Source organism: uncultured Acetobacteroides sp. (genome assembly GCF_963667355.2).
GTDB lineage: Bacteria > Bacteroidota > Bacteroidia > Bacteroidales > ZOR0009 > Acetobacteroides.
Window position 1 is genome coordinate 1,496,023 of sequence record NZ_OY763328.2, and the last position, 14,156, is coordinate 1,510,178.

12 protein-coding genes are annotated in these 14,156 nt (G+C 45.2%); 5 read left to right on the plus strand and 7 right to left on the minus strand.

Annotated features, from left to right (window positions below; translation table 11 throughout):
• Positions 1 to 27 precede the first annotated feature (27 nt).
• On the plus strand, positions 28 to 1,557 hold the full coding sequence (locus ACHZA1_RS06200) for a family 10 glycosylhydrolase (protein WP_320054362.1): 1,530 nt from the start codon (positions 28 to 30) through the stop codon (positions 1,555 to 1,557).
• Between the two features lie 142 nt (positions 1,558 to 1,699).
• Here the strand turns inward: ACHZA1_RS06200 and ACHZA1_RS06205 are convergent, their stop codons facing one another.
• Positions 1,700 to 2,587: a glycoside hydrolase family 16 protein gene (locus ACHZA1_RS06205; RefSeq protein WP_320054363.1), complete on the minus strand. Its 888-nt coding sequence runs from the start codon at positions 2,585 to 2,587 to the stop codon at positions 1,700 to 1,702.
• A gap of 434 nt (positions 2,588 to 3,021) precedes the next feature.
• Between ACHZA1_RS06205 and ACHZA1_RS06210 the strand changes: the two genes are divergently transcribed.
• The 4 genes from ACHZA1_RS06210 to hypD all read left to right on the plus strand — a co-directional run bounded on the left by ACHZA1_RS06210 (position 3,022) and on the right by hypD (position 8,750).
• Complete coding sequence (locus ACHZA1_RS06210) at positions 3,022 to 4,485, plus strand: family 10 glycosylhydrolase (RefSeq protein ID WP_320054364.1); 1,464 nt, start codon at positions 3,022 to 3,024, stop codon at positions 4,483 to 4,485.
• Between the two features lie 487 nt (positions 4,486 to 4,972).
• Positions 4,973 to 5,425 carry a hypothetical protein gene (locus ACHZA1_RS06215; protein WP_321427000.1) on the plus strand — a complete coding sequence of 151 codons (453 nt, stop codon included), beginning with the start codon at positions 4,973 to 4,975 and terminating at the stop codon, positions 5,423 to 5,425.
• A 145-nt stretch (positions 5,426 to 5,570) separates the two neighbouring features.
• Positions 5,571 to 6,368, plus strand: coding sequence for a glycyl-radical enzyme activating protein (locus tag ACHZA1_RS06220; RefSeq protein ID WP_320054365.1), 798 nt, complete (start codon positions 5,571 to 5,573; stop codon positions 6,366 to 6,368).
• Between the two features lie 30 nt (positions 6,369 to 6,398).
• Positions 6,399 to 8,750, plus strand: a complete 2,352-nt coding sequence (gene hypD / locus ACHZA1_RS06225) for a trans-4-hydroxy-L-proline dehydratase (RefSeq protein WP_320054366.1) — start codon at positions 6,399 to 6,401, stop codon at positions 8,748 to 8,750.
• A 561-nt stretch (positions 8,751 to 9,311) separates the two neighbouring features.
• Here hypD and ACHZA1_RS06230 read toward each other — a convergent pair.
• From ACHZA1_RS06230 to ACHZA1_RS06255, 6 genes are all read right to left on the minus strand, one after another.
• A complete protein-coding gene (locus ACHZA1_RS06230; RefSeq protein WP_320054367.1) occupies positions 9,312 to 10,121 on the minus strand; it encodes a hypothetical protein in 810 nt (269 codons plus the stop codon).
• A gap of 79 nt (positions 10,122 to 10,200) precedes the next feature.
• Complete coding sequence (locus ACHZA1_RS06235; RefSeq protein WP_320054368.1) at positions 10,201 to 10,710, minus strand: DUF4269 domain-containing protein; 510 nt, start codon at positions 10,708 to 10,710, stop codon at positions 10,201 to 10,203.
• Between the two features lie 110 nt (positions 10,711 to 10,820).
• On the minus strand, positions 10,821 to 11,570 hold the full coding sequence (gene lepB / locus ACHZA1_RS06240) for a signal peptidase I (protein WP_320054369.1): 750 nt from the start codon (positions 11,568 to 11,570) through the stop codon (positions 10,821 to 10,823).
• Positions 11,571 to 11,621: 51 nt separating this feature from the next.
• Positions 11,622 to 12,161, minus strand: coding sequence for a TlpA disulfide reductase family protein (locus ACHZA1_RS06245; RefSeq protein ID WP_320054370.1), 540 nt, complete (start codon positions 12,159 to 12,161; stop codon positions 11,622 to 11,624).
• A 59-nt stretch (positions 12,162 to 12,220) separates the two neighbouring features.
• Positions 12,221 to 12,712 carry a hypothetical protein gene (locus ACHZA1_RS06250; RefSeq protein ID WP_320054371.1) on the minus strand — a complete coding sequence of 164 codons (492 nt, stop codon included), beginning with the start codon at positions 12,710 to 12,712 and terminating at the stop codon, positions 12,221 to 12,223.
• Between the two features lie 885 nt (positions 12,713 to 13,597).
• Positions 13,598 to 14,023, minus strand: coding sequence for a GNAT family N-acetyltransferase (locus tag ACHZA1_RS06255; protein ID WP_320054372.1), 426 nt, complete (start codon positions 14,021 to 14,023; stop codon positions 13,598 to 13,600).
• Positions 14,024 to 14,156 lie beyond the last annotated feature (133 nt).

Below are 14,156 nucleotides of genomic sequence, written 5' to 3' on the forward strand. Positions count from 1 at the left end.
TTGATTAAAATTGAAACCTTTAAACACATGAAGAAAGCATTTTTACGTCCTATCCTGACGGCTCTGCTACTAGCCATAATAGCGACCGCTGGAGCAAGAACTTTAAGTCCAAAACATGAGATGCGAGCCGCCTGGATTGCTTCCGTGGAGAACATTGACTGGCCATCAGCAAAGAATCTCCCCCCTGATCAGCAGCGTCAAGAATTCATTAAGTTGATCGATCGACTTAAGAATGTTGGCATAAACGCCGTCATCGTTCAAATTCGTCCTTGTGCCGATGCTCTTTACGACTCCAAACTTGAGCCATGGTCAATGTATCTCACAGGTAAGCAAGGTGTATCTCCAAATCCATTCTACGACCCTCTTAAGTTTATGATAGAGGAGTGTCACAAGCGCTGCATGGAGTTTCACGCATGGTTTAATCCCTACAGAACCGTTAAAGATACCTCCTATAAAGAAATCGATCCAGCACATATAATTAAGCAGCACCCCGAATGGCTAGTTACCTATGGCAACCAGCGCTACTTCGATCCAGGATTACCCCAAACCCGTGAGCACGTGCTTAAGGTTATCATGGATGTAGTAAAACGATACGATATCGACGGTGTTCACTTCGACGATTACTTCTACCCCTACAAAATTAAAGGTGTGGACTTTCCCGACAGTGCTTCGTTTGCCACCTATCCTCGCAGTTTTACCTCCGATCAAAAAGAAATGTGGCGCCGCGATAACGTTAACCTCATTATTCGAATGCTCCACGATAGCATTCGAACTGCTAAGCCATACGTCAAATTTGGGATCTCACCATTTGGAATCTGGAGAAATAAGGCTAACGACCCTCGAGGATCAGAAACTAACGGAGGATCGAACTACGACGAACTCTACGCCGACATTTTGCTATGGATGCAGAATAAATGGATAGACTACGTTGTACCCCAACTCTACTGGCACATCGGATTAAAAGTTGCTGACTACAAAACGCTTGCTGAATGGTGGAGCAAAAACAGCAACGGCACTCCGCTATATATAGGACAGGGATATTACAGAGTTGATTCTAATTCTAAAACTAAGGAGTGGGCCGATGGAAAGGAGATTAGCCGACAGATGACGCTTAACCGGACGATTCCAGGAATCGGAGGCAGCATCTTTTTCAGTGCAAAGTCGTTCCTTGACGATAACCTTAACGTTAATGAGCAGCTGAAAGCCCAATTCTACCAATATCCCGCTCTCATACCTCAGATGAATTTTATCGATAGCCTTCCACCAAATGCTCCAACACATTTCTCAGTAAAAAATCGTAAGGAAGGGGCTAAACTTAACTGGTCGGTAAACGACACCACAACCTCGGAACTTGATAAGGCTAGGTACTTTGTTGTATACCGATTTAAAGATAAAATGGACTACAACAACCCAGCAAACATTTACACGATAACAAGGGATACCTCTATCCTCATAAAGAGAGAGAAAGGCAGAAGACGCTACAACTTTAGCGTAACTGCGCTTGACCGCCTATACAACGAGAGCAAGCCTACCAAAACCGTAAAAGTAAGGCTGTAAAATACTCTACAACGAGATAGTAAACTATAAAGAAAAGCAAGGATACATGATGTATCCTTGCTTTTCCTATTTGATAAATACCTCACGTGACTTCGTTCTTAAGAGACTACCGATTCAGTTCCCTAAGAGAACTCTCTTTAGCCTACTTTTTCTGATAAACCCTCACATAGTCGACCTGAAAGGTGATCGGGAACTTCGATTGCGAAGGATCTCCACCATTTTCGCCCAATGCAAGGTTAAGCAGGATGTACTGAGGTTGATGAAAAGGCTGGCTTCCATCAGCATTTAGCGTATTCGTCAGAAGAGTGGTGTTAAGCAACTCATCGTCGAGGTATAAGTTAATTGAATCGGGCGTCCAATCCATGCGCCACACATGGAACTTACTCGCCCAATTGGGATCTTTTTCGATAAAGTGCGATAGCGGGGTAATTTTGCTATTCCACTTCGCATTCCATCGGGTGTTCGTTCCAGAAGCCACGTTAGCCAGAATAGAAGGTACTCCGTTGGCTATATAGTACTCCAGCAAGTCGACTTCGCCACAGGAAGGCCACTCCATTGAGTTACCCAACGTCCAGATGGCTGGCCATGCACCCTTGGCAACGTCGATTTTGGCGCGGATTTCGAAGCGACCGTACAGAAATTCGCGTAGACCAACCGACTTAATGCTTGCTGAAGTATATTCGGCAAATTGTCGGTTCTTTTTCCAGTCTGAACTTGTAGGGTTGTAGTTAGGATTACTTACCTTTTCGCGACGCCCCTCAATCGTAAGCACTCCTCCGGAACATTTTGCATTATCGAGTTGATACCACTGAAGCTCCTTATTACGTACAAAACCCTCTTCGCACTTCCAACTTTCGGGTGATGGTTTTCCATCGACAGAGAACTCGTCATTCCATACCAGTTGGTAACCATAGATATCTTTAGGCTTACCAGAGTCTGTATTATACGGATCAATTTCTTGCGCCTCCAGATTGGTACAAGATGCAGCTGATAACATGAAGACTAGCAGGTGCCTTTTTCGGATTAACATGACTTTTCTTGTTTTAGATTCTTGATTATAGGTGATTCAAAAGACGGAGTGAAAATATGCATTTCCACATAAAAATGTTGCTCGTTTTCATTCAGGTTTGATAGAAGTCGATGTACGATATACGCTGTGCTAAAGTTGAATTCGTTGATTAGTGGACTACGTGCCATAAATTCTGAAAGTCATCTTTGTAGAAAGGGAAGATAATAACTAGCACAACTCCGGAAGGTGCTGCAACAACTTGCACTTCTACTACCGAATTGGAAACCATACCTTTTATAAAAGATAATAGAAAGAAATGCCTGAGTTGAACATTGTTTTGTTAACTATTGATTGCGTACGCATGCATTTAATTAGTCTTGTTTATTAGTTTTGAGTGTCGAATTAACGCATATTAGCCAATAATTCGCAAAGACACCTTTAAAACACCTAAAGAAATGATTAAGGTTAACCTAAAATGGGGCATCTATGCCCTTCTACTTGGCTTCGTAGCAGCCTCGTGTAGTAAAGAAGATTCTTCATCGTCCGAGACAGATGGCGGCTTTGATGTCACCAAGAATGAGATTATTGTTCCGAAAAGAGAAATTCGAGCAGCTTGGATTGCCACCGCTTATAGCCTAGACTGGCCAAGCACTACGAGTAATGCTGATGCACAAAAAAAGGAACTACAGAATCTGCTAACTACTAGTCAGTCGCTAAACTTTAACGCCGTTATTTTTCAGGTACGCCCAATGGCTGACGCAATGTACGCCTCCACTCTAGAGCCTTGGTCGAATATGCTAACAGGAACGCAGGGAACTGACCCAGGATACGATCCACTAGCATATGCTGTGGATGAGGCTCATAAGATGGGTTTACAATTCCACGCATGGCTTAATCCTTACCGAATTGGATCAACATCATTAACCTTAGCAGCAAACCACGTAGCGGTAAAAAATCCAAGTTGGGTTGTTACCTTCAATAAGGTGCGTTACTTTAACCCCGGCATTCCAGAGGTAAGAGCGCACTTAGTTGCCGTGGTGAAGGATATTATCACTCGCTACAAGGTGGACGCCATTCAGTTTGACGACTACTTTTATCCATCAGGTGCAAAGGCTTCTGATCCCTTCGTATTTGACGATAGAGATGCTTTTGCAAAGTATGGCAATGGGCTATCGATTACCGCCTGGCGCGAACAAAACGTAAATACCATGGTAAAGGAGGTTTACGCTGCCATAAAAAGCACCAAACCAGAGGTGCTGTTTGGGATATCGCCATCGGGACGCCGTGAGAACAGCGTCGACTTGTATGCCGACCCATTTGTGTGGCTCGAAAATAAGTGGCTAGACTACCTTGCGCCACAGGTGTACTGGGAGTTTGGCCATAAAACGGCCGACTTTGGGAAACAAGCCGCCTTCTGGAATAGCAACGCAAAGGGCATCCCAATTATACTTGGCGTTGGGGCATACAAGTACAAAGATCCAAGCTACCCTGCGTATGGCAGCGTAGATGAAATTGGACGGCAGCTGGATGAGGTACAGAAGAGCTCGAACATCTTTGGCTGCTTCTTTTACCGAATGCAGAGCGTTAAGAATGCGGAACTATCGGCCTTCCTGAAGGCTAAGTACGAGAGCAAGGCACTCCCTCCGGTTATGGGTACCCGTGTTGCCCCAGTAGCAAAAGCCCCAGTGGTAACCCTGGCAGGTTCGGCTATTAGCTGGAAGGCCGCTTCGGGAGCCGACAAGTATGCGGTATACGCCCTCGAAAAAAATGGGGATAAGCCCAACTCGTACCTCGCAAAGACAAGGCAAATTGGAACCGAGCTAACCGCAAAGGTGGAGTCGGGGAAGATCTACTACGTAACGGCGGTAAACAGCGAGAATGTGGAGTCAATACATTCGAACTTTGTGGTTGTTCCCTAACGCTGAGCTGGCGTAGCTTAGGAAATAAGTAATAGAATATCGGCGAAGCTTCTAAAACATTTGCTAGTGGATGATGGCATAAATGTTTGGAGGTTTCGCCGATATTTCTTTTGTACAGGCAAGCCATATAGCGGCAGCTTGTATGCCTTAGAGTAGCAGCAATAAGTAGCGATTATACATTTGATTCTTTTTGCCCTTACAAAAACACCAAAAGAGGTAAGTTTTTTTATTGCTAACCGTTAGCATCTCGTAAAAAGGTACTTAAAGCATGAAACCATGGTTTAAAATGCAAGATTCCATGCGTAGTTCTGCCAGTTTTTGAGCGAGTTCTGCAACTTCTCCATGCGGTTCTGATAATATTTAGTAGAGTTCTGCATATTTTAGGTATGGTTCTGCCACATTTATGCGCAGTTCTGCAACCATCCGTTGCCGTTCTACGGGTTACAGGCAGTATTCTGCCAGCATTACAGCCCGAAACGGCTTTCGAATGGAGGTTATTCAGCAACAAAAGAGGCAGCGCGACAGCAAAAGCTCAGAAAAGGCACAGCAGGCTACCCTGGTAAAGCGTGTCGTTGAAGGTCATCCGATGCTCGAATCCGTAAAACACCTATCGGCGGTTGATAAAAGGAGGGCACGGATAAGGACTAAGCTATCGGGCAGGGATAGCAGCAAGCAGTTGGAGGAGTGCAGCCCCATCGGCACCATGCTGCACAAGCAAAGGCAGCAGCTGTTCGGCTATGGCCATACAGGCGAACCGGCAGGCCAGCTTTCCGACGCAATCGGCCAGCCCGATGGCCATCAAAAAAAGCGGCCAACGGCATGCTGGCCTGTACGCAGTACGGATACGAGGAGTTGCGACGCTCCTGCTAATTCTTGTATCCATAGGGAGATATCGATAAAAAAGCTATATTGCGCCCATGCTTACGCTCCACGTAAATAACCAATACCACCAGCAGGGCAAAGGCCTTTACGACTGCTGGATCTGCTGATCGCCATCCTTCCACACCGAGGATGCACGTACTTGTGCTCCCATCCCAACATTTTTTCAAAAACGTACTTACGAATAGCAAACTCCCATTTATACTATGGAGAAAGGAGTTGTATTTGACATCAAGCGCTTTGCGGTAAACGACGGCCCTGGGATACGCACAGCTGTATTCCTAAAGGGATGCCCTCTACGCTGCCAGTGGTGCCATAACCCCGAAGGCTTATGCAAGGAAATAGAGCAATCTACCAAAACGGTAAAGGTTGATGGGGTAGATTACGCCATGCCCTACAGCATTGGCTACGAAATAACGGCCGATGAGCTGACAAAGGAGCTGCTAAAGGATTGCATTTTTATGGAGGAGTCGGGCGGTGGCGTGACCTTTTCGGGTGGTGAGCCGATGCTCCAGCATGAGTTTCTACAGCAGGTGCTCGAAAAGCTTCACCAGAGAGGGATTCATACGGCGGTGGACACCTCGGGGCTTACGCCTTGGACGAACATCGAGAGCATCATCCCCTTTACCAGCCTCTTCCTCTACGACCTTAAGTGCATCGACGAGGAGAGGCATCGCCAATTCACGGGCGTTTCGAACGACATCATACTTGATAACCTTAGGAAGCTGTCGGAGCGAGGCGTCCCTGTACAGATTCGCATCCCTGTAATACCAACCTTTAACTACAACGACGAGGAGATGAGCAGCATTCTGTCGTTTGTTGCCCAGCTGAGGAACGTGGTAAGGGTTGATCTGCTTCCCTATCACACCATCGCCCAGTCGAAGTACGAGCGGTTGGGCATCAGCAATTCGCTTTTTGAGCATAAATCGCTGAAGAATGAGGAGCTACAGAGCTACTTTACCCTGTTCCAGGAGCAAGGAGTAAAGGTATCAATTGGAGGATAACAAGTAATAACCCGAGCTATAACAAGAACCATGAACGAACGAGTTAAAAGACTGAGAGAGGAGACCCTGAATGCGGTCAACACGCTATCGTCGGAGAGAGGAGTACTTATCACGGAGTTCTACAAGAGCATTGAAAACGTAAACCTTTCGGTGCCAGTACAGCGCGCGATGGCGTTTGAATACATCCTAACCCATAAAAGACTTTACATCGGCGATGGAGAGCTGATTGTTGGCGAGCGTGGACCAAAGCCAAAGGCAACGCCAACCTATCCGGAGATATGCGTACACACGCAGGAGGACTTGGATATCCTAAATACGCGCAAGAATGTATCGTTTAAGGTTGATGAGCAAACCCGAAAAGACTTTCGGGATATCATCACTCCCTACTGGACGGGGAAGAATAACCGTGAGCGCATTATGCAATCCATGAGTCCAGCGTGGAAGCAGGCCTTTGAAGCGGGTATCTTCACCGAGTTTATGGAGCAGCGCGCTCCTGGGCATACGGTGTGCGGCGGAAAAATCTACCAGATGGGGATGAATGACTTCATCGCACAAATAGATAAGGAGCTGGAGAAGCGTAGCAATGGTGATATCACCCAAATTGAGGAGCTAAAGGCCATGCGAATTGCGGCCAACGCCATCATTACTTTTGCCAACCGCCATGCCGATGTACTGGAACTACTAGCAAAAAGCGAGGCTGACCCAATCAGAAAGGATGAGCTGCAAAAAATGGCTGAGGTTTGCCGCAAAATTCCCGCCAATAAACCGACCACCTTTCACGAGGCGCTGCAATACTACTGGTTTATGCACCTTGGAGTGGTGACAGAGCTCAACCCTTGGGATGCATTCAATCCGGGAAGGCTTGATCAACATCTTGAGCCATTCTACACGAAAGGAATCGAGGAGGGTACGCTAACCTACGAGCAGGCCCGCGAGCTGCTGCAGTGCTTCTGGGTGAAGTTCAACAACCACCCATCGCCACCAAAGGTGGGCATCACCGCTCAGGAGAGCAGCACTTACACCGATTTCTGCCTTATCAACGTTGGTGGGGTGAAGGATAACGGTGCTGATGGTGTAAACGAGGTTTCGTTCCTCATCCTCGACGTGATTGAGGAGATGCGCCTGCTGCAACCTAGCTCGATGGTGCAGCTTTCGAAGAAGAATCCCGATAGCTTTATCGACCGTGCCATCAAAATAAGCAAAACCGGCTTTGGGCAGCCCTCCATCTTCAATACCGACGCGATGGTGCAGGAGATGCTGCGCCAGGGGAAGAGCATTGTTGATGCACGAAGGGGTGGTGCAAGCGGCTGCGTAGAGGTGGGCGCGTTCGGAACCGAGGCGTACTGGCTTACCGGCTACTTTAACTTGCCCAAGATACTGGAGCTGACGCTGAACAACGGTTTTGACCCGAGAACGAACACCCAGATGGGCCTAAGAACCGGTGATGCTACCACGTTTACCAGCTACGAGCAGCTGCTGGAGGCTTTTGAGAAGCAGGTAAACCATTTTATGCAGATAAAGATTGAGGGTAACCTAAAGAACGAGCAGATTTTTGGCGAGTTCATGCCTGTTCCGTTCCTGTCGCTGCTTATTGACGACTGCATTACCACTGGAAAGGACTACTGTTCGGGTGGTGCTCGCTACAATACCACCTACGTTCAGGGGGTTGGGCTGGGAACCATCACCGATTGCCTGTCGTCGCTGCGCTACCACGTGTACGAGAAGGGCAGCGCTACCATGCAGGCGATGCTCGACGCCATAAAGGATAACTTCGTGGGCCATGAGGCGCTCCGAAACGAGCTTATCTTCAACACTCCAAAATATGGCAACGACGACGACCGTGCCGATCGCTGCCTCAACGAGGTATTTGAGATATACTACAATGCAGTAGATGGAAAACCTAACGCGCGCGGTGGCGTTCACCGTGTAGACCTGCTGCCCACCACCTGCCACATCTACTTCGGCAAGGTTACCGGGGCGCTGCCCGATGGACGCAAGGCTACGACTCCGCTTTCGGAGGGGATCTCGCCATCGCAGGGCTGCGATACGCATGGGCCAACAGCCGTCGTTAAATCGGCAGCTAAGATAGACCATGTTAGAACTGGGGGAACGCTGCTAAACATGAAGTTCGCCCCTCAATTCTTCAACGGAGACGAGGCAATCCGCAGGGTGTCGAGCTTGGTGCGCAGCTACTTCAGGCTCGACGGTCACCACATCCAGTTTAACGTGGTGAACGCCGATACGCTCCGTAAGGCGCAGCAGCATCCGGAGCTCTACAGGGATCTTATTGTACGCGTTGCCGGATTTAGCGACTACTTCAACGATCTGGGACCGGAACTGCAGAACGAAATCATCAGCCGCACCGAGCACGAAACGGTGTAGCGGTAGTTGGCAGCTCGGCTGTCGCCGTAAAATTGTTTTTAATCGTATATTATACTGCCCGAGGGGGAGCGATAGTTGGGGTTAGCCCTCTCATCCTCCCCCTTTTTTTGTGATACGGCTAGGCTTACCCTTCTTAATACCGCCAAGGCGCGACCAACAGCAGCCTAGCCTCTACTTTATCGACGGTTAACCGCCGATAAGGTTGAGACCGAAAAGATTCAGCGCATTGTTAAGCTTGGATTCCTAAACATGCTCGATCTGGCAACCGAGTTTGGAACAAAATAAGGCAGGCAACGCTCATGTTAAAGAAAGCCCGAAGGTGCAATTCAGCATCTTCGGACTTTTTATTGGGCAGTTACGCCCATTCGATAAACAGCTATTCTAAATTAAAAACCAAAAACAAGCTTGAATCATGGGTTAAACCTTCGTTATGCTTAGTGTCCCCGCTACGCTCAAATAGCCAAGGCTACCAGCCTTGCCCACGGTACGCCAGAAGGCAGTAAGAGATAAAACATAGGCAGAGTTTACGCTTAGCAAAGAGAAGATAGAGCATACTGTCCATCAGAACAATATTCCACAATCATATTCTTCTAAATGAGATCGTTTTATTCTTCTATGAGTATATGGAGTTTTCTTATTTATACTGAACACATCTTCGTAAAAGCCTCCCCAAGCAGTAAACACAACCCATCTGTACGTAACTGAATCACGATAATCTTTCGAAGAAATGGTGAAATCAATATTCTTAATTCTTTTCTTCACCTTAGGATCAAAATCTATTACCTTCATCAATCTCTTCATAGCTCTTTTAGAGCTTATGATATCGACATGACTATACATAAAATGCGAACCTTCTGCAAAGTTTGACCCTAATAATTCAAGAACAAGCAGCTGAAATAGCCCCTTTTTACTGTCGGTTGGTACTACATACTTATTCAACGCAATAGAATCACTATATCTAAATATACCTCGATTCCCCAATGTCCTTAAAAGACTGTCTTTATTGTTGCTTAACTTTCTCACATATACATAGGGAGAGCTACCAATTTTATCTCTATAGTAGTAGCAATCTAACCCCCACCCTTTCTTAATGGTAAGATGATCAAATATCTTAAAGTATGCATCAGCATCAAATACCATTTTTACATCTGTACCATCTCTTTCCAACTTGTATTGACGCTGTTCGTACTCTAATCTTTGAATAAAATAATCGTAGTAGCTGTCGCATCGACTCTCTTTTGGAATAAATATGGTATCAAAATGATATGCGGCAATAGCAATTGCGGCTATACCGAACGTAGTTAAGGCAATCCCAACAAAAAGAAGTCTTTTTGTTGGAAAAGTAACGTATCGATTATATTTACTTCGCATACATATCTAGTTTTGTCATGGCAACAACTCTCTAAAAGTACAATTCGCAATTCATTATTTCGTTCTGCCAAAATTATGCCTATGGTTCATCCAAATATTCTTTTGAGTTTTCGAGCAACATCCGAATGGCCTCGCCAGTTTTAACCCCCTTTTGCTTGAGGTTAACAACCGCCTGACGAAAGTCTTCGCCATTGCGCTCAATAATTTCGTACTTGGCGAGCATCCGCTTGTAGGCGTTCTGCTGATCGGAGGGCACGCTACTGCCAAATATCTCGATATCGACACCGTGGAGGGTTAGCTGGCATCGAACTATGCAGCCTTCGTCGGTATTTTTGTCGGTAATGCTAAAGTTTTCGATTGTACCAAACGCGCGGAACACCGCATCGACAAACTCGCTCTTCGTCTGCCAGCAGCAGATGATGTCGATGTCGCTTGTTTCGGTGCCTACGTTAAGCGGAATACTCCCCACGAGTATCGGATCAAAGGGTTGCAGCGTCTCCATAACGGCGTGCTCCGTTAGCAAGGCGTATGCCTGCTGCTGCCGAGCGTTGCCCTGCCGTAGGTAGGCGATGTTGCGGAAGTCGATCATTGAGATATTCTTGATATTTACAAGCAATTAAACTCTAGAATCGTTCTCTCATCTCGCGCAGAATGTTATCTGACAGAATGAAATATAGGATCTATTGAACGTTAAGCATACTATTTACTAACTACTTTCCCTATTATCTTGCTTTCTGACACAAAACCAATAAATCTTGAATCTGCTGCAGAATAACGATTATCACCTAATACAAAGTATAATTTCTCCTTAACCACTATTGTTGAATCATTAGGCATGCCATCTCCTATAATATCGTGATATAAAAGCTTATTACGCTCATTTATCTTCACAGTGTCACCAACACGAGGGATATAAAGCATTCCGAAATTATCAGAATTCCAAGTTTCACCCTCTTCTGGAGAAATAATTCCTTCGGATGAGTAGTTGCAAACCCTTGCAATTTTTGCCGAAGGATATGTTTTCCTAATAAGTGCTATTTCATTCGTAGATAGAAAAGCAACGACCTCATTGGATGTTTGAGTAATGCAGGAAGATTCATCTAAAAAGCTTAATACAAGATCATGCTTTGACTTAATCTGATATTGTAACTTAATGCTACTTATAGGCTTTTCCTTTATAGAATTTACAAAAACATTTCCATTTCGAATTCTAACGCTATCACCTGAAATACCAATAACCCTATAAATCCAAGCATCCTCCTTTCCTTTCGAGTAGTAATCTTCATTAAATACAATTATATCATTCCGAAGGATGCTCTTGCTCTTCTCACAATTAACTATTTGCTCTATTTTCAAAGTATTGTACATGCTATACGATACCACTTTAAAGGTAAAGCTATCGGAGACAAATGAGAAAGCAACAATAGCAACAAATGATATTAACCTCATAAACCTAAATTCGTTTTTTACTAAAAAATAATGACATCATGCTCATATTATCTACTTCTCCACCAGCTTAAAGAGCACCTCCTTCATGGCGTTGAACTCCTTTTCGTCGTAGAGGCGGGTGAGGAAGACGATCTTTCCGTCCCTATCGACGATAACGTTGCGGGTTACGCCAGCCTCCTTCTTGGCGTAGAGCGTAAATACGCCCGAATTTGGATCGGGAGCCAGCGGATAGCTGATGTTCATCTTCTTGGCGAAGGCGGAAACCACATCCTTAGCCTCGTCGCGGTCCAGACCAACCAGCACAAAGTCCTTGCTCTTGAGCGGTAGCCATATTTCGCTCTCGATATGCGGCATCTCCTTTCGGCAAACGCCGCACCAGCTGGCGGTAAACTGAATCATTACCACTTTTCCGCGGCATTCGGATAGCTTAAACGTCTTACCGTCGGTGGTGGTAACGGTAAAGTCGGGCGCCATTTGCCCAACCTCTACAATGTAACCCCTATCCTGCTCCTTTTCCTGCGCACGAGTGCCCGTGCTAACCAGCAGCAGTAGGGTAAACGCTAGCGCTGCAACGATCTTTGAATGCTTCATAGCTGTATTTGGTTTAATTTGTTCTTCTAAATATTGTCTGAATCACGGATTAACTTACTTCAACTAATCCAACGATCCAGTGTTTTCTTCTTTTTCCAGTGATCATTCTCCTTTATGTAAAGATATGTACCTCCACTTTTCTCAGAGTCATCAATAATCATTAGCAATACCTTCTTCCTATCCATCGAAATATACGGGTATGAAATTCTGGCCGACGGTCCTTTGTAAATAACAGAATCATTCCCATATACTAAAACTACTTTCCTTTTAGGCCTATAAAGTTTTAGCTGATTGGTATCTACTTTCTGCATTCTGTTTTTCTCATACTGTTTCTTTATAAATTCCTTGTCTTTTGATGAAAACTCATTTAGATATGAGCTGTTTAATGGCATATCTAAATAGGCAACATCAATTTTCGAGAACATTAAGCTATCATCTTCCATTATCTCATTCAAAATACCATACACTTCTTTTTCCTTCAGGTCTTTTACCTTACTGCAGGAACAAAAGATTGAAAATATAATTAATATGTAGACAATTCTTGTTTTCATCTTATCTTACTATTAGGCATCAACTTGTTTAGATCCATATACAAACCTTCACAACACCTTTCATTGATGATTATATCGGTAAGCCAACCAAGCATTTTTGTAGTCCATCCCCCATTCGAACGAGTGGGCGCAAGAAATTCATGTGCAATACGATTAAAAATGGGTACAATAATGCTTATGCGCCCAAGTTAGCAACAAATCGGTTACGATATCCCTTTTTACTAAACTATTACAGCAAGAGGGAAGCGGCTGCTGAAAACGTTTTACTCATTAGTAGCAGGCAGCAGCGTAGCTTGAACGGAACAGCAGTATGCTTCACCTGCAAATGGTGCCATTCGCCTTATGCAACTCGCCATATCACCGATGGATTCTTAGGCATTACGCTTGTATGAATGCACCTCACCAGTAGAAAGGGCTGCATCACCCATGGTAAAGCAGCTTTCGACCGTTGTAAAGCAATAAATCACCCATAAAAAAGGGTGTTTCACCCATTTTTAGGCATGTTTTACCCATAAAAAAGGGCATTTTACCCGTCATATTGGTATACATCGCGTTAATTATTGCCTAAATCACCCATTTTTTTGTGCATAGAACCTAAAATAATGTGTGTTTCACCCAATTTAGAGTAGGCATCAACCATAGTAAAATACCATTTACCGATTTTACAGCTAATACTTTACGCCAAAAAGCAGTGCAAACACATAGTTTAACACGTATGACGTTTCTACAGGTAAAATGGCGGATTTTTGAGGCTGATATGCCCTATTGAGCCTATGGGTTAAGCGATGATTTCTTATTTCAGCCATGCTCCGCTAAGGATAGCGACCATACTCATAAACGCTAGTAAGCTATTTTTAAACGCAAAGTCACGGGTATGACGCTGTTCTACTCGGTAAAGCCGTTCTTCTGCATACGCTCGCTGCTTACGAAGAGCGCCATGCCCGTTTTCATCCGCCTAAAGCCCTCCTTTTCGTAGAACTTTTCCTTACCGGGCGAGGCGTATAGGATAAAGCTGCAGCTGGGGATCGATTGAACAATGTCATGAAGGATCATTTTACCAATTCTGTTGCCTTGGTAGTCGGGATGCACGGCAACATCGTAGATGGCAGCCTGGTATTCGCCGTCGGAAATGGCACGGCCAAAGCCAACCAACAACTCGCCGTCGAACGCAAACACAACGGTATGGCTATTCGCGAAGGCTCGGCGATGGATTTCGCTGGTATGGTACGCCATACCCACCTTTTGGAGGATAGTAACCACCAAATTCCAGTCAACATTTGTTGTATCGTGCTGTAGTCGTATGTTCATCATCACTGGTTTTACTTTTATCTTACGTTTGATAGACCTTTGCGACGAGCAAAAGCTTGTAGGGGACCGTCGAGTTCGTCCTTATCCCTTTACTTTTTCTTGAGAGGTGAAGAATAAACTGCTCCCCCGCCTCTAC